Raw genomic sequence first — 23250 nt, forward strand, 5'->3', positions numbered from 1 at the left:
GTTTTTAACAAAAAGTTATTGTATAGGAGAATATTATGAATGTACTAGAGTTAAATCTTATTTTAATTTTAGTAAATGGCTTCTTTTTTTTATTAATAATAAGAACAAATTTATCCAAAAAACTTTTTATACTTATAACTTCAATTCAGTTGATAGTGTTCAATGGACTAAGAAGTTTAAATATTGGAAATGATACTAATAGATATTACAGCATCTATTTAAGGATTAAAGAAAGTTATAGCTTTAGAGACTTTTTGTTAATAGATACTGACTTTGGTTTTAAATTACTTCAAAAGGTAACTTTGCTATTTACAGAGGATTTTCATATTTGGCTTTTGTTTGTAGCGTTATTCACATTTATACCGTTAGGTTTATTTATTTATAGGAATTCGACAGGTTATTTTTTTAGTTATTTATTATTTATAGGAATGGGATACTATGCTTTTTCTTTCACAGGAACACGACAGACTATAGCAATGATTATTGTCCTTTTATCTTATAAATATATTCTTAATAAAAATTTATTTAAATTTCTTGTTATACTAATTTTAGCTGTGTCATTCCATTCATCAGCAATAGTATTCTTACCAATGTATTTTGTTGCACAAGTGAATTTTTCAAAGTATTATTTTCTGTCATTATTAGGGTTTTATATTCTTGTATATATTTTCAGATTTCCTATAGGGGAATTAATGACAAAATTTTATTATGATGAAAATGCAACGTTAATACTTAATAAATACGACAGTGTAGGTGATATTGGTGGGGTGGCTATTTTACTATTACTAATTATTTTAATGGGCCTATTTGTATATAATCCTATGAAATATAAAGATAAGGAAAATAGAGTATTAATAAATATAATTATTATATCATTTTTGATTCAAATGCTAAGTTCATTTTCTTATCTTTTTACAAGGTTAAATATGTATTACTTAATATTTTTAATATTATATATACCCCATATATTAACTAATATAGACAAAATGCCAATTAACATGACTCCACTTGAAACTCGGTCAATAAGAGGTTTTGTTAAAGGTCTGGTTATCGTGCTAATTTCCTTGTATTATATAAAGGCTTCAGAAACAGATGGTTCAGGTATTATTCCTTATTATTTCTTTTGGGAATAAAGAGACTTTGAATTAATAAGGAAGGGTTATTTATATAGTATAGACTTCTAACAACCATTTATTAAATTTAACATCTCTTTATTACCATAGTTAACTAAAACATAAATTCCTTATAATAACATACTAGTATTTTGAAAATTAGGCATGTATTTCGTTCATATAATCTTTTTCTAGGTATTATGTTTGTATTAAGTTCTTTAACGGAGAAAAAATAAAAAATTTCTCAAACGTACCATTTATTATTGAGTTTAATCTTCATAAGCATTATAGAAAATAAAAATTTTATAAAAAAGAAGAATTAAGCTAATTTAACACAGGAAGGTTATTGCATGAATAAAGAATTGGCTAATGTAACAAAACTATCAGGTATAGTTTTTATTAGTAAAATAGGTGCACTTATTTTGGGTTTGCTTCTTAACTTTTTAGCTGCTCGTTTTTTAGGAGCAGAGGTTTATGGAAAGTTTATGTATGTCTTTACCTTTATAGCTTTGTTTCCAATCTTATCTTTAATGGGTTTACAGCATGGAATGGTTTACTTTATTCCTAAGTTTAATAGGATTGAAGAAGAAAATGAACGAAATAAATTGATAACTTATAGCATTTTTTTAGTAATGCTTTTAAGTATAGCAATGGCAATGCTCTTATATACAACTAGTGGATATATAGCAAGGGAATTTTTGAATAATCCTGATTTAGAAAAATTACTTAAATTCCTTTCCCCTTTAATAGTGTTCTTGGCTATAAACCAACTTGCACAAGGAATTTTTCAAGGTGTAAAGAAAATTAAGTATTTTGTTTTTAATCAAGATTTTATAGTACCAGTTTTTAAGATAATTATATTTGTAATAACTATATTGGTTGGATATAAAATATTTAGTTTAGTTCTATCTTTTTACTTTGGGATTATTATTGGAACTATATATTTACTGTTAATGATATATAGACTGGGTTTTTTTTCAAAAATAAGATTAAAGGATATTATTCAATATAAAGAAATATATAGGTATTCTCTACCGTTATTATTTATAAATTTTATGAGCATAATCTGGCAGAAGGCTGATATTCTTATGATAGGTTATTTTCTTAATGAGCGACAGGTGGGAATTTATGATATAGCTTTAAAAATTGGGACTATAAGTAGCTTTATTCTAATAGCTGTTAATACAGTGTTTGCTCCTACTATCTCTACTTTGTATCATAAAGGTGACCTTAATAAATTAGCATATATGTACAAATCTATAACAAAGTGGATAGTAGGGGTAAACCTTATAGCCTTTAGTTTAATATTGTTGTTTAGTAAGGAGATAATGAGAACCTTCGGTAGTGAGTATATGATAGGTTCTACAGCATTGATTCTTATAGGTATTGGTCAAGTAGTAAATGCTGGAGTTGGATCTGCAGGCTATATAATTAGTATGACTGGCAACCCTAGTTATGAAGCCTATATAAATGTGTTAGTTGTGATAATAAATGTTTTACTTAATTATACATTGATACCGATTTATGGTATTGAAGGTGCCGCTTTTGCTTCTTTAATTTCTTTAGCAATTGCAAATTTAGTCAGATTAGTTATAGTTTATAAAAAACATAAATTTCATCCTTATAATTTTGCTTATATAAAGATAGTGCTGGCTACTTCTATTTCTTTTATTTTTGTGTATTTTGCGCAATACTTTAGTGATTTTTTATGGTATGTTAAATTATTTTTATTTTCTATTGTATTTGCTGTAATTTTTCTAATTGTCTACTCAGTTATGGGGTTAGAACAAAATGAAAAGAATTTTATTGCGAAATTAATTAAAATTAACAAAAAATAGGAGTGCTAAATTGTGAAGGCAAGATATCAATTAAATACAAGTAAAATTCCAAATTATATATATAAGCTTTATGATTCTTATAATCTATTAAAAAACTTTGTTTTTAAAAGATATCCTATAAAAAACTCTAACTCCAAGATAAGTTGTGATCCCTTCTTCATTATTGGATCTGGTAGGTCTGGGAACACATTGTTAAGAGCAATTTTAACAAGTCATTCTGATATATCCATACCACCAGAGTCATATGTTTTAGGTTCAATGGTTCGCAAATACCAAAGTTTAAATTTTCTCAATTGGGAAGAATTAGTTAAGGTGATTATTGGAGAGTTGGAAGCACACCCACAGTTTTCAACATGGGAAATATCTTTAGATCCAATTTATAAGAGGTTATTAAGCCTTGACAGTAATAAAAGAACCCTCGCAAATATAATTGATCTAATATATTGTTTTTATTCAGAACAAAAGTTTCCAGGTTTTAAAATTTGGGGAGATAAAACCCCACTGAATACACTAAATTTAAAATGGATAGATAAAGTTTTTAGTAAAGCTAAATATATTCATATAATTAGAGACGGTCGAGATGTAGTTTGTTCTTATAAAAAAGCTAATTTGTATAACATAGAAGAAGCGAGTTGTAGGTGGAATAAAAGTATTGAATTGTCAAGGAGTTTTGGTAAATCCAAAAGTCCTGATAGATATATGGAAGTAAGGTATGAAGATTTAGTAAGAAATCCTGAAAATGAGATTAAGTCAATTTGTGAATTTTTACAAATTGAATATAATGTGAATATGCTAAACTTTCAAAGGAATTTTAATAAATTAGGAGATACAAAATTGCCGCATCATGGTAACTTAAAAAATAAAATAAATGTTACATCTATAGGTAAGTGGAAAGGTCAGCTCAATGAAGAGGAAAGAGTTAACATAGAAAATATGCTTCATAAAAATCTCAAATTACTAGGTTATAAATGATTTCACAATTACAAGGGATATAATCACCTTTGTTTCTCTAATGGTAATAAGAATTTTTACTCTATAGTCATGATGCAAAAAGTCAAGAAAATTGATAGATAAATTAGGGAGTAGAGAATTTATGTATAATATAAATGAAAGGTTAAACGACAACAATGATAGTGTAGTTATAGACTTCACCAGTAATAGCAAAGCATTATTAATCGCATTCGGGGGTATACAAGGGGGATTAGGTATACCTGTTTTTGAATTCTTTAATATAGCTTCGCAGTTTCCTGTGAAAAAAATGTTTATTAGAGATTTTAATCAATCTTGGTATCAGAGAGGTTTGGAGAATACTACATTAAAAGATGTGAACGATTTATACACTTTTTTAAAGTTAAAAGTTCAAGAGACTAAACCAGAAAAAGTAATTATTGTTGGAAATTCTGCCGGGGGGTTTTCAGCACTTTTATTTGGGAACTTACTTGAAGCTGATATTGTTCACGCATTTGCACCTCAAACATTTATTGATAAGAAAAATAGAATGTTAAATCTTGACTTTCGTTGGAGAAAACAAGTTAAAAAAATATACCATTGTAATGGAATAAAGAGTGATTACCTTGACCTTAAAAAAGTATTCGGGAAAAATAAATTAAACACTAAAACAAAGTATAATATATATTATGACGTTACCCATAGGTTAGACCGGACTCATTCTGAAAGAATGAGAAATTTTAAAGGTGTAACCTTATTTAAATATGAAGATGGCGGTCATAATGTTGTGAAAAAGATGAAAGAGAATGGTGATCTATTAAAACTATTAAAAAGCTCTTTTGATTAAGATTATATGCTGTTTACATGTGAAATTGATAGAGCTTTTAAAAAAAAGTTCTTTATTCAAAGGTTCTTACTTGAAATTTAGAATAAAACAAGTATTAAAAATTGTTAATTATTGAAACAACTCTAGAATTATTGTTTGGAACTTTGTCAAGAAATATAATGGCAGCTGTAGTGGATGCCAAAAGACAAGGTAAGAGCAAAATGGTTGGAAATGGTTTGTAGAAAGTCTAATATTGTTGGAGTTTTTGTTCGTTGAGTAGGGACTCAGTAATCTTTCTTTCTATCCAAGAAGTTATAGCTTGTTAATGATAAGCTTATTGAAGTTGTGGTGTATGAATCACCCTTTACAAACAAAAAGTTCTATAATTCTAATGATTTAAAGAGTTTAAGAAAGTTTCTGTTTTTATGTTAAGTAGTTTTTTAATAAAAAGTTAAGTATTAAATGATTTTAACTTAATTTTATCACTCTTCTTTTCTGACTCTACAATGCTGTAATTTATGGCACTAAAGCGTATTCCCTGTAAAAGCGTTGATGAAGAGCCGGTTATCAGATTGATAACGAACAGCTTAATGGAAATCATACTTCAATTATTTTAATCTTAAGGAGGACCAGTTAATGAAAGAACTTACTCACCTTGACCAACTCGAGGCTGAAGCAATATATATTATTCGAGAAGTAGCTGCTGAATGCGAAAACCCTGTAATGCTTTATTCAATTGGGAAGGACAGCTCTGTAATGCTGCACTTAGCTATGAAAGCTTTTTATCCGGAGAAACCATCTTTTCCTTTTATGCATGTAAATACGACATGGAAGTTTAAGGAAATGATTGAATTCCGTGATCGTAAAGCAAAAGAACTTGGGATAGAAATGATAGAAGAAATAAATAAAGAAGCAGTAGAACAAGGTATTAATCCATTTGATCATGGTTCGTCGTATACAGATATTATGAAGACACAAACGTTAAAACAAGGATTGGATAAACATGGATTTACGGCTGCTTTCGGTGGTGGTCGACGTGATGAGGAAAAGTCTCGTGCAAAAGAACGTATTTTCTCTTTCCGTAATAAAAACCATGCTTGGGATCCGAAAAACCAAAAGCCTGAAATGTGGAAGTTATATAACACAAGAATTAATAAGGGCGAAAGTATTCGTGTTTTCCCACTTTCCAACTGGACAGAAAAAGATATTTGGCAATACATTAAAAGAGAAAATATTGAGATTGTGCCTTTATACTTTGCAAAAGAAAGACCTGTTGTCTATCGTGATGGTAATATCGTGATGGTGGATGATGACCGTATGAAGCTAGAACCTGGTGAAGAAGTGATAATGAAGAAAGTCCGCTTCCGTACATTAGGTTGTTACCCTCTTACTGGTGGTGTTGAGTCAGAGGCTGATACTTTAGATGAAATCATCGAAGAAACACTTGGAGCGACCTCATCTGAAAGAACTAGTCGAGTGATTGACCAAGAAGCTGCCGGCAGTATGGAAAGACGTAAGCGAGAGGGGTATTTCTAAAATGAAAAGTCTATTAAAATTTATAACGTGTGGAAGTGTAGATGACGGAAAATCAACATTAATTGGACATATGCTTTATGATGCAAAACTATTATTTGCCGACCAAGAACAAGCTTTAGAGCTTGATAGTAAAGTAGGAAGTCGTGGAGGAGAGATTGATTATTCTCTTCTTCTTGATGGTTTAATGGCAGAGAGGGAACAAGGGATCACAATTGATGTAGCATATCGTTATTTTACCACTGATAATCGTTCCTTTATTGTTGCCGATACACCAGGACATGAAGAATATACAAGAAACATGGCTGTTGGAGCATCATTCGCAGATCTTGCGATTATTCTTGTGGATGCTACAAAAGGTGTAATCACTCAGACAAAACGACATGCCCGTATTTGTGCTTTAATGGGCATTAAGCATCTTGTATTAGCAGTAAACAAAATGGATTTAATCGATTTTGATCAGAAACGTTTTGATGAAATCAAAAAGGATTTCACTCAAATGACGCATGGTTTTAATCTTGAAAGTGTTCAAGTGATTCCTGTTTCAGCTACTGAAGGGGATAATATTACGAAAAAGTCAGAAAACACACTTTGGTATGATGGTTTACCATTGTTACCATACTTGGAAAATGTGGATGTCACGAAAGAACAACAGGATAGTTTTATTCTTCCAGTTCAGCGTGTAAGTCGTCCAAACCACACATTCCGTGGTTTCCAAGGTCAAATCGAGGCAGGAACCATATCGGTAGGGGATGAGATTACGACGCTTCCAAGTAATGAAAAAGCAAAGGTAAAAAGTATATTAGTGGCAGATAAAGAAGCAGATTCCGCGATTGTAGGACAGCCTGTAACCATTCAATTAGACCGTGAAGTGGACGTGTCTCGTGGGAATGTGTTAACGACGTCAAGCAATATCCAAGTAACCGATATGTTTACGGCCACGATTTTATGGATGGATGATACGAAGCTTGTGCCAGGTCGGAGCTACCTAGTAAAAGTAGGAACGAAAATTCTTCCTGGTACCGTGATGTCAATCAAGCATAAGATTGATATTAATACTGGAGATCATATTCCAGCTGACAAGGTCTTTAAAAATGAACTAGTAGAATGTGATATTTCTCTATCAGAAAATATGGTATTTGATACCTTTGAACATAATGAAGCACTTGGTGGATTAATTTTAATCGACCGTGTGTCGAATATGACATCAGCTTGTGGTGTAATTGAGCATTCACTTCGTCGTTCAACAAATGTTGTATGGCAAGAAACGGATATTACAAGAGAGATTCGTTCCCAACAAAAAGGACAGAAGCCATTGACACTATGGTTCACAGGTCTTTCGGGTTCAGGCAAATCAACACTTGCGAATGCTGTTGAAAAACGATTAGTTTCATTAGGACACCATACAATGCTTCTAGATGGTGACAATGTACGTCATGGCTTGAACAAAAACTTAGGGTTTAAAGAAAGTGATCGTGTGGAAAATATTCGTCGTATTGCTGAAGTGGCAAAGCTGATGAATGATGCAGGCTTAATTACTCTAACATCCTTCATTGCACCATATGACAGCGATCGTAAAAATGCCCGAGAGGTCATTGGTAAAGAATATATTGAAATCTATGTGAGCACACCACTTGAAGAATGTGAAAAACGTGATGTAAAAGGTCTCTATAAAAAGGCCCGAGCTGGTGAGATTCCGAACTTTACTGGTATATCTAGCCCATATGAAGTGCCGGAAAATCCGGAAATTGAGATAGATACAAGTAAATATACGCTTGAAGAAGCGACAGATTATGTAGTGAAAGAAATTGTGAAATATTTAGACTAAGGGGAAGCTACTATCTATTAATAGGTAGTAGCTTTTCTCCATTTTATAGTGGGAGGGGGAGGTAGTCGGGATGACTTGGGAAATGATTTTTGTTGCAATGATGATTATCGGCATGTTTGGTGCTTTATTATTGGAACTGGCAAGGCCGGATCTAATTGTATTTTCCGTTCTTGTTGTATTCCTTCTTACGGGATTGTTAACAACAGAGGAAGCACTAAAAGGGTTCTCGAATGAAGGAATGCTAACCATTGCTTTACTTTTCATCGTTGCTGGCGCTGTACAGAAGCATGGCATTATTAATCAACTTGCATATAAGTGGTTAGCAGATAGTAAAACAGTGAAAGGTTCGATGCTAAAGTTTTTCATTCCGACTGCTGCATTTTCTGCATTTTTAAATAATACACCGATTGTTGTTACATTTACACCGATGATTAAAAAGTGGGCAGAGGAAAACAATTTAGCTCCGTCGAAATTTCTTATCCCACTCTCCTATGTCACCATCCTAGGTGGTACCCTAACTTTGTTAGGTACCTCGACCAATTTGGTGGTACATGGGATGTTGCTTGACCTTGGATTAGAAGGATTTTCACTTTTCCAATTAGCAGTTGTTGGGGTTCCCATTACCATAATCGGTTTTATCTATTTATTTACCATTGGTTATCGATTGCTTCCAGATAAAATGGGTTTTCGAAATCAGATTCAGGCTGAATCTCGGGAATATATCGCCGAAATGAAAGTGGAGTCAGGTTTTCGGAATATTAATAAATCTGTGCAAGATGCAGGTTTAAGAGAATTAAAGGGATTATATTTGATTGAGATTATACGTGGGGATGAAAGGATTTCTCCTGTTAAATCAACGACCATTATTCAAGAAGGAGATCGGCTAATATTTACGGGACTTATATCAACCATTGCTGATTTACAGAAGATGAAGGGATTAACATTGGAAACAGGCTCTGATTTAGAATTGGATGATTTGAAAAATGGGAGTACGCTTCTAGTGGAAGCCGTTGTTTCCCATCAATCCTCTTTGTTGGCAAAGTCGATTAAAGAATCCAAATTTAGGTCGAGGTTTGACGCTGGAGTACTTGCTGTACACCGAAATAATGAACGGGTTAAGAGTAAAATTGGAGATATTGTATTAAAACCAGGTGATACTCTTTTACTATTGGCCGGCTCAGATTTTATTGAGAAATACCAGGAATCGAGTGATTTTTACGTTGTCTCCTCTTTAAACGCACCAAGTAGGCTACAAGAGAATCCTCGAAAAGGCTGGTTTTCGGTAGGCATACTGATTTTGATGATTGGACTGGTAACATTCGGAGTATTAAGTATGTTTAAGGCAATGGCTTTATCCGTACTTTTAATGCTTCTGTTTAAGGTGATACGTGTAGAAGAGGCAAAAAAATACGTTCAGTTCAATATTTTGCTCCTCATCGCCAGTGCCTTTGGAATTGGTACAGTAATGACAAAATCAGGATTAGCACAATTAATTGCAGAAGCTTTGTTATCAATCGGAAAGCCATTAGGTGTTGTTGTCATTTTAATGTTTTTATACGTCTTAACGAATATCTTTACCGAATTAATTACCAATAGTGCAGCTGCCGTACTAATGCTGCCTATAGGTATAGAGATGGCAGACTCTTTAGGAATATCCTATGTAGGATTTGCTGTTGTTATCGCAATCGCTGCCTCAGCAAGCTTTATCACGCCGATTGGTTATCAAACTAATTTGATTGTATATGGTCCCGGTGGATATAAATTTAAAGATTATATGAAAATTGGTATTCCACTCAGTCTTCTTGTTATGATAACAACAGTTACGATTGTTTCATGGATTTGGTTTTAAGTTTTAAACAAGGAAGGTGGTATCGTTATGGAAAATAGAATGAGCAGCTTAATGAAGATTGCACTTGATGCAGGAAAGGAAATTCTAGATGTATATGCCCAGGATTTTGATGTGGAATATAAGGAAGATGATTCCCCGTTAACACAGGCAGATCAACGTGCACATAATACGATTGTACAAGGGTTAAAAGAGCTGGATTCTTCCATTCCTGTATTGAGTGAAGAAGGAAAGAGCATTCCATTCGAGGAACGGAAAAACTGGAGTCAATTCTGGTTGATTGATCCATTAGATGGGACGAAGGAATTTATTAAGAAAAACGGAGAATTTACCGTTAATATTGCTTTGATAGAAGGAAAGTATCCATCATTGGGAATCATTTATGCACCAGCATTGGATGTGCTTTATTACGGAAGTGAAAGAGGTGCTTATAAATTAGAAAAGGCCTCTGAAGCAGTTGTTGGAAGTGATCAGGAACTAGAGGAAAAGAGCATTAAGCTACCATTTACAGGAGATGATACAGTACGTGCGGTAGCAAGCCGTTCTCATATGTCACCGGAAACAGAATCATTCATCAATGAGTTAAAAGAGAAACATGGTGAAGTAGAAGTGGTTTCATCTGGTAGTTCATTGAAGTTTTGTCTCGTTGCAGAAGGGAAGGCAGATTATTATCCGAGATATGCGCCTACTATGGAATGGGATACTGGTGCTGGACAAGCAATTGTAGAAGCGTCTGGTGGGAAGGTTACACGATATGTTGATGGAGAACGGTTTTATTATAATCGAGAAGAGTTGTTGAATGGGTGGTTTTTGGTGGAGAAGCAGTTTGAATAGATTTGGTTTTATGGTGATAAGAAAATAATTCTCTATTCTTTGTATTCCATATTAATTTCTATAGAGGATGGGGCAACAAGGTGAACATTCTCTTTATTGATGTGAGGAAATACGAATAAAATCTTATAGTTTAATAGTACCAAGAATAAAGTGAAGGCACACTTGAAATTAAATAAAGTGGGTTTTGGGGTCAGACACTATAGCCAGGAGAAAGGTAAATGGCAATGGTTGTTTCAAGTATTGGGTTGAAAGGTATTGAAGGCTACCGCGTTCAGGTGGAAGTGCAGCTGCTTCCTGGAGATGGGGTAAGTATCGTTGGGCTGCCAGATGCGTCGGTGAAGGAGTCGAAGGACAGGGTGATGGGTGCACTTTATGCGAATGATTGTGAGATTTCAGATAGGAAGATTATTATTAATTTATCTCCTGCTGAACAAAAGAAAAATAGCCCTATTTTTGACCTTGCCATGGCAATTGCAGTGATGAAGGAAGCGGATGAAATAAAGGATGAGATACCAGAGCATGCTGCATTTTTAGGAGTATTATCTCTTGATGGGACCATTAAATCCGTAGAAGGAATGTTACCAGCGATTATGGCTGCTAGAAAAGAAGGGTTTAAGATATTGTATTTACCTAGATTATAAGACTTTTCGGTAGAAACAATCGATGGTATAGAATTACGATTTGTAGAAACGCTTCAAGAAGCCATCGATTCATTTTCTGGTCAACTATCCGCTTTTTCATTATCTACTAAATCCTCACAACAACCTACACAATTGCCACTTATACCTACTTATAATAAGGATTTTAAACATGTATTAGGCCACAAACAAGCGAAAAGAGCATTAGAAATAGCTGCTACAGGTGGACATAATGTGCTGATGGTTGGTCCACCTGGTTGTGGAAAGAGTCTACTGTCAGAAACCTTCTCATCAATCTTGCTACCATTGAAACAAGAAAGTCATTTTGAAGTGATGAGTATTTATCAACTAGCTGGGATAAGCCATGAGAACGCATCTGATCCCCCTTATAGGTCGCCATATCATTCTGCATCTGCCGTCTCATTAATTGGGGGTGGTACGAATCCGAAGCCAGGTGAAGTATCCCTTGCACATCGAGGTGTTCTTTTTCTAGATGAAATGGCAGAATTTCCAAAAAGAACTTTAGATATGCTGCGTCAACCAATGGAAACTGGAAAGGTTACCATTAGTCGTGCGGCTTCCACGGTCACGTATCCAGCACAATTTATTCTAATAGGAGCTATGAATCCTTGTCCATGTGGATATATGGGGTCTTGGAATTATTATTGTACATGTACGCCAAAACAAGTAACGGCTTATAACAATCGTATTTCCGGTCCGATTCAGGTTCGAATGGATATTTTGTTAAAACTGGAAACCGTAACCTTGGAGAACGAGCCTTCTGCAGAAAATGAAACATCTGAGAGTATACGAGGGACCAGAGGGACAGGCACCGAGGTCCATTTTACGGTAGGGTTACGGGCCAATGGGTCAGACCCCATAACCCCTCCTTGCATTCTTAGCCCTTCTGAAATATATTCAAGAAAATTCCCCCAATTTTTCACTGTCCATTTATTTTTTTAAACCGTTCAAAACAGTAGATGTGAAATTTATCATTTCCTGTACAACATCAAATTTTTCCCCCATAATCATCCAATCATAGATAGTGCCTCTCATACATCTAGTAATTAATACTGATGCTTCTTCCGTTGTTAATCCTTCCTTAAATTCCTTATTCTCAATGCCTTCTTGAACAAAAGATCTAATTACTTGATAAAGTTTTCTATCTGGATTAGCTAAAAAATGATTTTTGTTAATTGTTAGTGACATAGCATTCATATATACAGTTCTTATTAAATCTTTTCCTAATTCATCACGTAAATAGATCATCTGAGCTTCATAAAACATAAGAATTTTGTCAATCGCTTTGATATTTTTGGGGATTCTCTGTTCAAATGTGGAATAGAAATTATCAATATCCTTAAATTTTTCATTAAAAATATCATATTTACTGTTGAAATGTACATAAAATGCCCCTTTAGAAACATTACATTGTTTTACAATTTCATCCACTGTTACATTATCAAACCCTTTTTTGTGAAAAAGGTTTAGGCCAGTTTCTAAAAGTGCTTTCTTGGTCTCTAACGCTTTTAATTTTCTTGTAGTCATACGTGTCATAACATACTCCCCCTTTTTATAAGAATAGCATATTATTTTTGAAGTATGGAATCAATTTTCAAAAATACTTGACTATTATAAATTTTACGTTTATTATGTAGTTAACGAATTTCGGTGACCATGGTATTTGACTTTGGTATCCGAAAAAATATAATGTAGTAGATTAATTATTTTAACAATACGCACTTTTTTAAGGGGGTTATATATGATAATGGAATAATAGTTTTTTCTAGGCTTGAGTGAATAATATTTTTACCAAGATAGTAACTATTGAATCGCAAGAAATGGCAGCGTTTCCATTCATTTGGATACCATTTAAAGGAGGGTTTTGATGGACACTAAAAAAGTTGGTTTTATTGGATTAGGAAACATGGGGTTTCCGATGGCAAGCAATTTACTAAAAGCAGGCTATACTGTTTATGGAGTAGATGTAAACAGAGAGAGTGAAATAAGATTTGCCGAAATTGGTGGAAAGGTTGGGTTCACATCTGCAACACTTCCAAATGAAGTAAATATCATTTTTACTAGTTTACCAACACCAGCAGTTGTTGAAAGCGTTTATTTAGGAAACGAGGGCCTTGTGGAGAATGGGGAAGGATTATTAACATTAATTGACTTAAGTACTATTTCTCCTGAATTAAATAAAAAAGTGGCGAAAGCTGCATTGGAAAAGGGTATTCAATATTTAGGTGCTCCAGTAAGTGGGAGTGTATCTGGAGCAGAGGCAGCAACTTTGAGTGTGATGGTTGGTGGGGACAAAAAAACATATGACTTCGCATTACCATACCTAAAATCAATCGGGAAAAATATCTTCCATGTGGGTGAAGACCAAGAATTAGGAACCATTGTTAAATTGATAAATAATTTAATGGCTGGTATTCATACACAGGCTGTTGCAGAAGCTCTATCTATCGCAGATGCTGCAGGTTTGGATCATGATATTGTTTATGAAATTGTAAATGTAAGTTCAGGACAAAGTGGTGTATTTACACGAAACTACAAAAACTTTATCGCTCAAGATGAGTATTATAAAGGAGCTTTTACTGCGGCACTTCTATTAAAAGACTTAAAACTAGCAAAACATGTTTCGAATTCATTTAAGGGTAAATTACCATTAGGTGAGGCGTTAGTAAACTACATTGAATCTAATATTGACGGTTATGCGGATAAAGATATGTCATCAGCATATCTCATGTTAACGGAACAAAAGGTAGAATTAGGTGAATAGTTGTTTACATAAAAAATCATGTGATTTTTTATGATTAATTATCAGATAATAAATATTATTAGGTATATTATATATCTTATGATAACCAAAGTATGGGAGGAATGAGTCAGATGGCGACAGTAACGTTAGATACAGTAACACATTATATTAATGGTGAAAAAGTAAAAGGAAAGAATGATAAGTTTGGTTATGTATATAGTCCATCATCAGGCCAGAAAATAGCGACAGTACCTTATGCTTCAGCTGAAGAGGTCGAAGAAACCGTTCAATTAGCGAAAATAGCTTCTGCCAAATGGGCTAAAACTTCTGTAGGAAAAAGGGTTGAAGTTCTCTTTAAGTTTCGCCAATTATTGGTAGAGAATACAGAAGAATTAGCAGAATTAATTGGTAAGGAAAGCGGGAAAACAATATCTGATGCAAAAGGGGAGATAAGTAGGGGGATAGAGTCGGTTGATTTAGCGATTGGGGCACCACAAATACTTAAAGGGGAACATTCTATAAATGTAGGTGGAGAAATAAATGCTTATTCGATGAAACAACCACTTGGTGTTGTGACATGTATATCACCATTTAATTTCCCAGTAATGGTACCGCTTGCGATGAGTACAATGGCGGTAGCTGTGGGCAATGCAATGATCTTAAAACCATCTGAAAAAGTTCCATATTCTGCTCTATTAATCTCAGAGCTTTGGGAGAAGGCCGGTTTACCTGCTGGCATTTGGAACGTTGTGAATGGTGATAAAGATACGGTTAATGCCATCATTACACATAAAGATATACAAGCGATAAGCTTTGTAGGTTCTACAAAAGTAGCAGAAATTATCTATGAAACAGGAACAAAGCATCATAAACGAGTTAATGCCTTTGGTGGTGGAAAAAACCACATGGTAATTATGCCAGATGCAGATATTGATAAAGCAGTTGATTCCTTCCTAGGTGCTGCTTACGGTTCAGCATCACAACGTTGTATGGCTATTTCCGTAGCAATGCCAGTAGGACAAAGGACAGCAGAGGTATTTACGGACAAATTAAAAGAAAAAGTGGAAAACCTAAGAGCTGGTTCTTATGATGATGAAACAGCAGACTTTGGAGCTTTAATAAGTGCGGAAGCAAAACAAAGCGTTTTACATGCGATTGATGAAGCGGTAAAAGAAGGAGCTAATATTGTTGTAGACGGTAGAAATCCTGATGTTGAGAATAAGGAAGGATTTTATCTTGGTGCTACGTTATTAGATAATGTAACCACTGACATGAATGTATACAAAGAAGAAGTATTTGGTCCAGTACGTACAATCACTGCGGTAGATTCCATTGAGGAAGCAATACAGTTAATCAATGATCATCAATATGGTAACGGTGTGACCGTATTCACCAACAGTGGACGTGATGCTCGTAAATTCACGCAAGAAATTGAAGTAGGTATGGTTGGAGTAAATGTACCAATTCCAATTCCTGTAGGCTATCATAATTTCGGAGGTTGGAAAGATTCCCGATTTGGTGAAGGACAAATGTTTGGTCCGGATACCGCTCGATTCTTTACAAAAACAAAAACTGTTTCTGAAAGATGGTTTGAAAAATCCGATTCCGATGAAACTAACTTTGATTTTCCTAGTAGCTAATTAAGAATAGGGCCATTTAGGTGGCCCTATAAATAATAGGCATTATAATTGATAGATTAAGTACACAAGGATGAAATGTAAGCCTTTACATGTTAGGGATAAGAGGTGATCAAATGTTAGGGATACTATTAGGTCTAGTCTTGCTAATTGTTCTAGCATACCGTGGATGGTCAATCATTTGGATAGCACCAATTTGTGCCGGGGTTGTGGCTATGTTTGGTGGACTTGACTTACTTGACGCATATACAAATACTTATATGCAAGGATTTGTTGACTTTACGAAAAGCTGGTTCCCTGTATTTATGTTAGGGGCTATTTTCGGTAAGTTAATGGAGTACAGTGGTATGGCTCAAACCGTAGCACAAGGTATCATTAAATTATTTGGTGAAAAACAAGCAATTATTGGGGTAATTATGGCTTCAGCTGTTTTGGCCTATGGTGGGATTAGTGTATTTGTAGTTGTATTTGCTGTCTATCCACTTGCAGTAGGGATGTTTAGACAAGCGAACATTCCACGAAAACTTATGCCTGCGACAATCGTAGCGGGGATGATGACGTTCGCAATGACAGCAATTCCTGGGACGCCGCAAATTCAGAATTTAATTCCGACTGATTATTTCAATACATCAGCTACAGCAGCACCAATTATGGGGTTGGCTGCTTCATTAGTTATGGGTGGGGGAGCAATTTTATATCTGAAGAAGAGAGAAATGAAATTAAAAGAAGCCGGGGAAGGTTTTAAAGAGTTAGACAAAGATGTGGAAGCCAAAGGAAAGTTAGTTGAAAAGCCACCACATATCCTTATATCTTTACTACCTCTTGCATCTGTAATTATTACACTTAATGTTCTAGAGTGGGATATTGTTGTTTGTTTGTTAGTAGGTATCTTAATGATTATTGTATTCTCCTTGAACAAATTTAGAGGAATGGTTCCAGCACTAAATCAAGGTGCTTCCGATTCAGTAATGGCTATGATTAATACTTCTGCAGCGGTTGGATTTGGAACAGTAGTACGCGTTGTTCCAGGATTTCAGAAATTAAGTGACTATGTTTTAGGTATTGATGCAAATCCGCTTATTTCGATGGCTGTTGCATCAAATGTATTGTCCGGAGCAACCGGTTCAGCATCCGGAGGGTTAGGTATTACAATGGAAGCTTTAGGTGATAAATATAATGAAATCGCTGCATCATCAGGCATAGCCCCAGAGGCGTTTCACCGTATCGCATCTATCTCCTCTGGTGGCTTAGACGCGCTACCACATAATGGAGCGGTTATAACGATACTAATTGTAACAGGTTTAACACATAAAGAGTCATACAGAGATATAGCAGTAGTAGCAATAGTCTTTCCGATGTTGTCACTAGTACCAGCTATTTTACTTGCTAGTATCGGTATTTATTAAGGGGACCAGAGGGACAGGCACCGCGGTCCATTTTACAGTAGGGGTACGGACCGGTGAACCTGTTCCCCCGGTCTGTATCCTACTGTATAAATAGTATGGCCTAATTATTTGCGAAATACTTGCTATATTGGTGTGTCCATAACCTAAAACTTGTGATAAAACCTGTACATACTAGAAGATCTAAAAGAAGAAGAAGAGTATTTTGGTGTCAGTCCCCCACCACGGTCCTCCATACGTTAGTGTGCTAAAGTACACAAGATGAGTCTTATGGGCTATGGAACCGTGGGGACAGGAACTGCGGTCCATTTTACGGATGGCCAATTGGATCGGTGAACCTGTCCCTCGGTCCACCTTGGTAAACATTAAAATACATATGAACCAGGTAACTTCTGAATTCCCTTTTGATTTGCTCTATTAACAATATTACTCATTCTATGGTGTTGATAAATAGAATTAAATCCACGGCTGGGAGGTTTTATTTCTTTAAGAGGTATAATACCACTTCCAAATCCGGAAACTTCAACTATAGTATTTGCAAGACATCTTACATAAAAGGTTGGTAGTAACGATTTTCCATATGTACTGTATATTGTTTCTTGAATCCCATACAATATATGGTTAGAACAAAAATTGTGAATATACTCATCTCTATGGTGAGTATTTGGAATATGTTTTTTATTCTTTATTTTTTTTATAACATATAAATCACTATATTTGTCTAAGGAATTCCATTCACGAGGATTTTCAATTAACTCATAAGAAAATTCTTTTATACTCTCTTTCACTTGTATGGTTAAAAACTCTTCTCGGTTAGTCTTTTCATCATATTGTTGAATATGATCTGTTATATCCTTATAAATCGTATTGCCAACTTCATTAGGCTTAATTAGTCGAACATTCGTATATTTCTCCTGATAGAATCCCCACTTTTCTTTAGGTATATATTTTAGGACTGTAATAAATACGTAATCTCCAACCTCAGGTATCCCATTGATGTAGCCTTTATCTAACTCTTCATCTAAATAAGAAAAATATATTGTGTTTTCATCTACCTTAGATATTTTTCTCCAAATGTTATGGTAATAATATGATTCATACATTGACATATCTTTTATTTCTGTTGCTTCTAATCCCTTTGAATTTTTACTAGGTTTAAACTCCACAGCAGCATCTCTAGATAACTTGTCAACAACTTCCACATTCGAAATATGGAAAAATCTTTCCTTAAAATCTTCTCCGATTATAAATCCAAATCCCTTTTTAGAATTATACATTTTAACTCTGCCTTTCATTCAATCCCTCCATATCAAACATATAATTATATAATATCTTCTTCTTTCAACGAGAACCACCTTAATGGAAAGAGTGAGCACTTTTTTCGAAATGATAGAGCTACTCTAAAGGTAGTGAGGGGGTGGATTTAATGGCCCCTTAAGTTGTACGTTAGTTGTGGACCAGAGGGACAGGCACCGAGGTCCATTTTACAGTAGGGATACGGGAGGGGTGAACCTGTTCCCCCGGTCTGTATCCTACTGTATAAATAGTATGGTCTAATTATTTGCGAAATCTTGCTTCATTGGTGTTTCCATAACTTACCTAAACTTTGTGGTAAGACCTACACATACTAGAAGATTTAAAAGAAGAAGAGGGGTGCGGGAATATTTAATCCCTCCAAGAAATTTGTGTCAGGACCAGAGGGAGGTCTAAATTACCAAGGAATTCCATTATTATTCGCCTCTCGATAAGATAGTCTTAATGATTGAATTTTCCTTTTCAAGTCAGGGTTAGGACGTATATAATCACCTAAACTTTTGTTTGTCTTTTTTGGACATCAAGGACAGACACCTCGTCCTATTTTTCCTTTAATTCTGTTTAAATTTATACCAAAATTACATTTTAGACCAATAACAGTCCCCAAATCCCCATTTTGCCCTTAACAAAATTAAAATTTCCTCAACCCATATCACCCAATTTTCATATTTTAGAGTTTTGACAATCAACAAGTTTTCAACTAACTTATACCTATCTAAGTTACTCTAAGAAAAGAGAGGGGTTGAAAATATGGCGACTGTAATTTCTAGTATTGGCTTAAAAGGGATGGAGGGTTATCGTGTGCAAGTGGAGGTGCAGCTTGTTCCGGGGGTGGAAGGGGTAAGTATTGTTGGACTTCCTGATGCATCTGTAAAGGAATCCAAAGACAGGGTGATGGCTGCGCTGTATGCTAATGATTGTGAGATTCGGGATAGAAAGGTAGTGATTAATCTATCACCTGCTGAACAGAAGAAAAATAGCCCCATTTTTGATCTGGCAATGGCGATTGGGGTGATGAAGGAGGCGATAGATATAACGGATGAGATTCCTGAAAAAGCAGCTTTTAGTGTGCTGTCACTTGAGGGGACCATTAAGTCGGTAGCGGGAATGCTACCTGCTATTATTGCTGCTAGAAAGGAAGGTTTTGAGATTTTATATTTGCCGAGAATGGATGATATGCCGCTGGATACCATAGAAGGAATCGAATTACGATTTGTTCAAACCCTTCAGGAAGTGATTGAATCCTTCTCCGGGCAATTATCTGTCTTTAACATAGCCCCGAGTTCCTCGAAAGACACTTCAGATTCCATAATTAATCCTACTTACGATAAAGACTTCCAACACGTGCTAGGTCACAAACAGACAAAACGTGCGTTAGAAATAGCAGCAGCTGGTGGACATAATGTGTTAATGGTTGGCCCTCCAGGATGTGGAAAAAGCTTACTTTCTGAAACCTTTCCATCATTTTACCACCACTTAATCAAGAAAGTCGCTTTCATGTGATGAGTATTTATCAATTGGCTGGTTTACGACCTCCTAATGCTTTTACTCCCCCCCCTATCGTTCACCACATCATTCTGCCTCTGCAGTATCACTTATTGGTGGTGGAACCAATCCAAAGCCTGGGGAAGTGTCCCTCGCTCATCATGGGGTGCTTTTTCTAGATGAGATGGCTGAATTCCCTAAACGCACCTTAGATATGCTACGGCAGCCCATGGAAACAGGGATGGTGACGATTAGTCGGTCTGCATCTATGGTGACATACCCCGCCGATTTGTACTCATTGGGGCGATGAACCCCTGTCCTTGTGGGTATTTAGGATCCAAGTATCGCTACTGTACATGTACTCCTAAACAGATTACTTCCTATACCAACCGGATTTCCGGCCCAATTCAGGATCGGATGGATATTTTGCTCCGCTAGATAACGTGTCCTTAGAGAATGAATCTTCGGCAAATAACGAAACTTCTGAAGCTATTCGTGAACGAGTGACACGAGCAAGGAAAAGACAATTTCAGAGGTATGGAAAAGAAACCTGCAATGCCACGATAGAAAATGAGAAATTGCTGGAATGTACGGGCTTAACTGAAGAGCAGGAAAAGATGATGCGCAGCTGGGCAAGTAAATATAACTGGAGCACACGGGTGCAAATGAAAATAAGAAGACTTGCGAGGACGAAATCTGATTTGACCGGAGAGGATCATATTACGAACGAAGCGATTTGGGAAGCGGTGACGATGAGACGTAATCAGAATACCCATAGCAAAAAGGGGATAGAAAAAAGTAGATACACCTAATTTTTTCACTATGAGGTGAATGGTATGCCAAGAGGACCAAGAAAGAAAAGCCGTAGCGGTATCTGTCATATTATACTAAGAGGAGTCAATAGACAAACAATCTTTGAGGATGAGGAGGATAAGATAAGGTTTTTAAAGACATTGGAAAAGTATCAAGCGATTAGTAAATACCGAATCTACAGTTTCTGACTAATGGACAATCATATCCATTTATTACTAAAGGAAACTGAGGAAAGTCTTTCGGTTGCCATACAACGGATTAGTTCAAGCTATGTGTATTGGTACAACATGAAATGCGGACGGAGTGGACATTTATTTCAAGACAGATTTAAAGCGGAAAATGTCGAGACTACTCGTTACTTTTTGACTGTTCTCCGTTACATTCATCAAAACCCGGTAAAAGCAGGATTAGTAAAGGATGTTTTTGAAAGCCGATGGACAAGTGCCAATGAATATATTTACCAAGTACAAATGGTGGATATCGATTTTGGTCTGGATTTGTTCAACCCTGATAGAAACAAAGCGGTTAGATTATATATCGAGTATATGAAACAACCAAATAATGATCAGTGCTTAGAGATTACGGTGAAAATAAAGAGAACTGATGAGGAAGTGAGAGAATTCTTATATCAATTAGGAATTCTAAATAAAAACACCCTCCAGCAAATGGATAAAGAAAATCGGGACGCAATATTGGCGGAATTAAAGGCATTAAATGGGGTGTCCCAAAGGCAATTGTCGCGTATAACGGGAATATCTAAGACAGTGATCCAGCGAGCAGGGAGGGTTAAGTGAACTGGGGAACCGCGGGGACAGGCACTGCGGTCCAAAAATAGTAGTGGACCGCAGTGCCTGTCACTATGATTAGGTTACTTTTCTGTACCACAAAAGTCCTAGGAGGTGTATGTATGGCGTTAATCAATAAAGTCAAAGTAGTACCTGGTTTAAAAGGATGGTTGTTGATTGAATTTGACGATAAAGCAATTAAATTGGCAAATATTAATCCTATTATCAACGGTGCTTTAGAAAAACTAAAAGATCAAACTTTTTTTGATAAAGTATTCGTTGATAAAGAGTTAAAAACTGTATCCTGGCCAGGTGAACTAGACCTCGACCCAGATAACCTGTACCAAAAAGGGTTTGAGGACCAGAGGGACAGGCACCGAGGTCCATTTTACAGATGGCTAATTGGTAATTTGGTAATTTATACTAACTTAATTTTTTAAGAAACACATAGATGTAGTATTGATACAGATAGATAATAAAGAATGCCCTAACTCATAAAAGGAATTAGAGCATAATCACTCTCAAACACATCTACTCAATTAGGAATTCTTTCCTGCTAATTCTAGTTTATCGATTACGCCGGGATAACGAACCAACCCTATGTCCCACAGTTCCAGCTAAAACAACGCTTCGGATTCTCCACTAAAATCTGATTAATCTCGCTATCACTAACACCCTTACTTTTTAACCGTGGTACAAAGTTTTCTAGAATATGGGAATAACCATATCCACCATATTTTTTAAGAAACATCTTCAAAAAGATATCCTGAGAAAGCAGAAGCTGATTTCCGATTCCTTTTTCTAAAAGATGTACAATAGCATTTGCATTATCTTCATCGGAAGGAGATTGTCCCTCAGGAAACATAACCTCAATTCCTATCATGTCATATTCTAGATAACATCCTCTTTTAGCTAGTGCTAATTGATATTCCATATCTTCCATGCTAGGATTCATATGATCAAGAATTGTCTTTTCCAGGTTTGCTCCTTCCTTTTCCACAACATCAAGAATCTTATGGCAGTGTTTTTCCCAGCCTGGTGTATGAATAGTTAATATTTTCCCGGTATCCTTCTGCGCCCTAGCAGCACCTTTTAATACCTTCATCTCTAGGTCAGTCATATCTGGCCCAACACCGATTTCGCCTATAATACCTGCTTTGATTCCTGTTCCATTTACACCTACTGTTAAATCCTGTACAATTTCCTCTCTCACTTCATCTACTGTCATTGATTTTATTCTTTCAGGCATTGTCGGCTCAAGATAAAATCCAGATCCCATAATGATATTTAAATTAGTTCTGCGGGACACTTTATATAACGCCCAAGGATCTCTACCAATCCCAATATTAGTTACATCAACAATTGTTGCTCCACCTCTATTATAGAAGTAACTTGCTTCTTCGGTAGCTAGATCAATATCGTCCATTAGTGCATTATCATAATTGCCGTATGGATCTAGTCTTAATTGCCCTAACATATTCATTTGGACCGGACTTTGGGCAAATCGCCTTTTTGGACCAATCGGATCTTCCCATAATCTTGAACGATCCACAAAAAGGTGTTCATGCATAAGTGTAATCCCTAGATCTTCCACTGATAATTTTCCTTGAACGGTTTCTACGTATGTCATATTTAAAATCCCCTTA

Annotated in this window: 20 protein-coding genes and 1 pseudogene; 18 read left to right on the forward strand and 3 right to left on the reverse strand. The window is 35.4% G+C overall.

Going from position 1 to position 23250, the window contains the following annotated elements; all coding sequences use genetic code 11:
- Nucleotides 1-35 precede the first annotated feature (35 nt).
- The 10 genes from GMJ66_RS14030 to GMJ66_RS20755 all read left to right on the forward strand — a co-directional run bounded on the left by GMJ66_RS14030 (nucleotide 36) and on the right by GMJ66_RS20755 (nucleotide 12366).
- Nucleotides 36-1133 carry an EpsG family protein gene (locus GMJ66_RS14030; protein ID WP_156290947.1) on the forward strand — a complete coding sequence of 366 codons (1098 nt, stop codon included), beginning with the start codon at nucleotides 36-38 and terminating at the stop codon, nucleotides 1131-1133.
- Nucleotides 1134-1462: 329 nt separating this feature from the next.
- Nucleotides 1463-2950 (forward strand): flippase, encoded by a 1488-nt coding sequence (locus GMJ66_RS14035; RefSeq protein ID WP_156290948.1) that lies wholly within the window; start codon nucleotides 1463-1465, stop codon nucleotides 2948-2950.
- A gap of 12 nt (nucleotides 2951-2962) precedes the next feature.
- On the forward strand, nucleotides 2963-3922 hold the full coding sequence (locus tag GMJ66_RS14040; protein WP_197046710.1) for a sulfotransferase family protein: 960 nt from the start codon (nucleotides 2963-2965) through the stop codon (nucleotides 3920-3922).
- Between the two features lie 121 nt (nucleotides 3923-4043).
- On the forward strand, nucleotides 4044-4745 hold the full coding sequence (locus GMJ66_RS14045; RefSeq protein ID WP_156290950.1) for a hypothetical protein: 702 nt from the start codon (nucleotides 4044-4046) through the stop codon (nucleotides 4743-4745).
- Between the two features lie 615 nt (nucleotides 4746-5360).
- Nucleotides 5361-6260, forward strand: a complete 900-nt coding sequence (cysD, locus tag GMJ66_RS14050; RefSeq protein ID WP_156290951.1) for a sulfate adenylyltransferase subunit CysD — start codon at nucleotides 5361-5363, stop codon at nucleotides 6258-6260.
- Between the two features lies 1 nt (nucleotide 6261).
- On the forward strand, nucleotides 6262-8085 hold the full coding sequence (cysC, locus tag GMJ66_RS14055) for an adenylyl-sulfate kinase (RefSeq protein ID WP_156290952.1): 1824 nt from the start codon (nucleotides 6262-6264) through the stop codon (nucleotides 8083-8085).
- Nucleotides 8086-8155: 70 nt separating this feature from the next.
- On the forward strand, nucleotides 8156-9934 hold the full coding sequence (locus GMJ66_RS14060) for an SLC13 family permease (protein ID WP_156290953.1): 1779 nt from the start codon (nucleotides 8156-8158) through the stop codon (nucleotides 9932-9934).
- Between the two features lie 27 nt (nucleotides 9935-9961).
- Nucleotides 9962-10765 carry a 3'(2'),5'-bisphosphate nucleotidase CysQ gene (gene cysQ, locus GMJ66_RS14065; RefSeq protein ID WP_156290954.1) on the forward strand — a complete coding sequence of 268 codons (804 nt, stop codon included), beginning with the start codon at nucleotides 9962-9964 and terminating at the stop codon, nucleotides 10763-10765.
- Between the two features lie 218 nt (nucleotides 10766-10983).
- On the forward strand, nucleotides 10984-11406 hold the full coding sequence (locus GMJ66_RS20750; RefSeq protein ID WP_231514934.1) for a magnesium chelatase domain-containing protein: 423 nt from the start codon (nucleotides 10984-10986) through the stop codon (nucleotides 11404-11406).
- A gap of 132 nt (nucleotides 11407-11538) precedes the next feature.
- Nucleotides 11539-12366: an ATP-binding protein gene (locus GMJ66_RS20755; protein ID WP_231514935.1), complete on the forward strand. Its 828-nt coding sequence runs from the start codon at nucleotides 11539-11541 to the stop codon at nucleotides 12364-12366.
- Here GMJ66_RS20755 and GMJ66_RS14075 read toward each other — a convergent pair.
- Complete coding sequence (locus GMJ66_RS14075) at nucleotides 12355-12960, reverse strand: TetR/AcrR family transcriptional regulator (RefSeq protein WP_156290955.1); 606 nt, start codon at nucleotides 12958-12960, stop codon at nucleotides 12355-12357. The two genes, GMJ66_RS20755 and GMJ66_RS14075, sit on opposite strands and share 12 nt — an antisense overlap.
- Nucleotides 12961-13291: 331 nt before the next feature.
- Between GMJ66_RS14075 and GMJ66_RS14080 the strand changes: the two genes are divergently transcribed.
- The 3 genes from GMJ66_RS14080 (at nucleotide 13292) to GMJ66_RS14090 (ending at nucleotide 17210) form a co-directional block, all read left to right on the forward strand.
- Nucleotides 13292-14188, forward strand: coding sequence for an NAD(P)-dependent oxidoreductase (locus tag GMJ66_RS14080; RefSeq protein WP_156290956.1), 897 nt, complete (start codon nucleotides 13292-13294; stop codon nucleotides 14186-14188).
- Nucleotides 14189-14298: 110 nt separating this feature from the next.
- Nucleotides 14299-15807, forward strand: coding sequence for a CoA-acylating methylmalonate-semialdehyde dehydrogenase (locus GMJ66_RS14085; RefSeq protein ID WP_156290957.1), 1509 nt, complete (start codon nucleotides 14299-14301; stop codon nucleotides 15805-15807).
- A 113-nt stretch (nucleotides 15808-15920) separates the two neighbouring features.
- A complete protein-coding gene (locus GMJ66_RS14090) occupies nucleotides 15921-17210 on the forward strand; it encodes a GntP family permease (RefSeq protein WP_156290958.1) in 1290 nt (429 codons plus the stop codon).
- Nucleotides 17211-17572: 362 nt separating this feature from the next.
- On the opposite strand, the gene GMJ66_RS14095 is transcribed toward GMJ66_RS14090, so the two are convergent.
- The gene (locus GMJ66_RS14095; RefSeq protein WP_156290959.1) at nucleotides 17573-18502 is read right to left on the reverse strand and encodes a cold shock domain-containing protein; all 930 of its coding nucleotides are present in this window, start codon (nucleotides 18500-18502) and stop codon (nucleotides 17573-17575) included.
- A 769-nt stretch (nucleotides 18503-19271) separates the two neighbouring features.
- Between GMJ66_RS14095 and GMJ66_RS21290 the strand changes: the two genes are divergently transcribed.
- From GMJ66_RS21290 to GMJ66_RS14110, 5 genes and pseudogenes are all read left to right on the forward strand, one after another.
- Nucleotides 19272-20024 (forward strand): magnesium chelatase domain-containing protein, encoded by a 753-nt coding sequence (locus GMJ66_RS21290; RefSeq protein WP_331279686.1) that lies wholly within the window; start codon nucleotides 19272-19274, stop codon nucleotides 20022-20024.
- 94 nt (nucleotides 20025-20118) lie between these two features.
- Nucleotides 20119-20444 (forward strand): annotated as a pseudogene (locus tag GMJ66_RS21295) (ATP-binding protein).
- 5 nt (nucleotides 20445-20449) lie between these two features.
- Nucleotides 20450-20818, forward strand: a complete 369-nt coding sequence (locus GMJ66_RS21300) for a magnesium chelatase subunit ChlI family protein (RefSeq protein ID WP_231514936.1) — start codon at nucleotides 20450-20452, stop codon at nucleotides 20816-20818.
- Between the two features lie 192 nt (nucleotides 20819-21010).
- The gene (locus tag GMJ66_RS14105) at nucleotides 21011-21613 is read left to right on the forward strand and encodes a transposase (protein WP_231514937.1); all 603 of its coding nucleotides are present in this window, start codon (nucleotides 21011-21013) and stop codon (nucleotides 21611-21613) included.
- Nucleotides 21614-21726: 113 nt separating this feature from the next.
- Nucleotides 21727-22044: a DUF2442 domain-containing protein gene (locus GMJ66_RS14110; RefSeq protein WP_197046711.1), complete on the forward strand. Its 318-nt coding sequence runs from the start codon at nucleotides 21727-21729 to the stop codon at nucleotides 22042-22044.
- 158 nt (nucleotides 22045-22202) lie between these two features.
- On the opposite strand, the gene GMJ66_RS14115 is transcribed toward GMJ66_RS14110, so the two are convergent.
- Nucleotides 22203-23234 (reverse strand): phosphotriesterase family protein, encoded by a 1032-nt coding sequence (locus GMJ66_RS14115; RefSeq protein WP_156290961.1) that lies wholly within the window; start codon nucleotides 23232-23234, stop codon nucleotides 22203-22205.
- Between the last annotated feature and the right edge of the window lie 16 nt (nucleotides 23235-23250).

The organism is Oceanobacillus salinisoli, assembly GCF_009733865.1.
In the GTDB taxonomy this organism is placed as follows: Bacteria; Bacillota; Bacilli; order Bacillales; family Amphibacillaceae; genus Oceanobacillus; species Oceanobacillus salinisoli.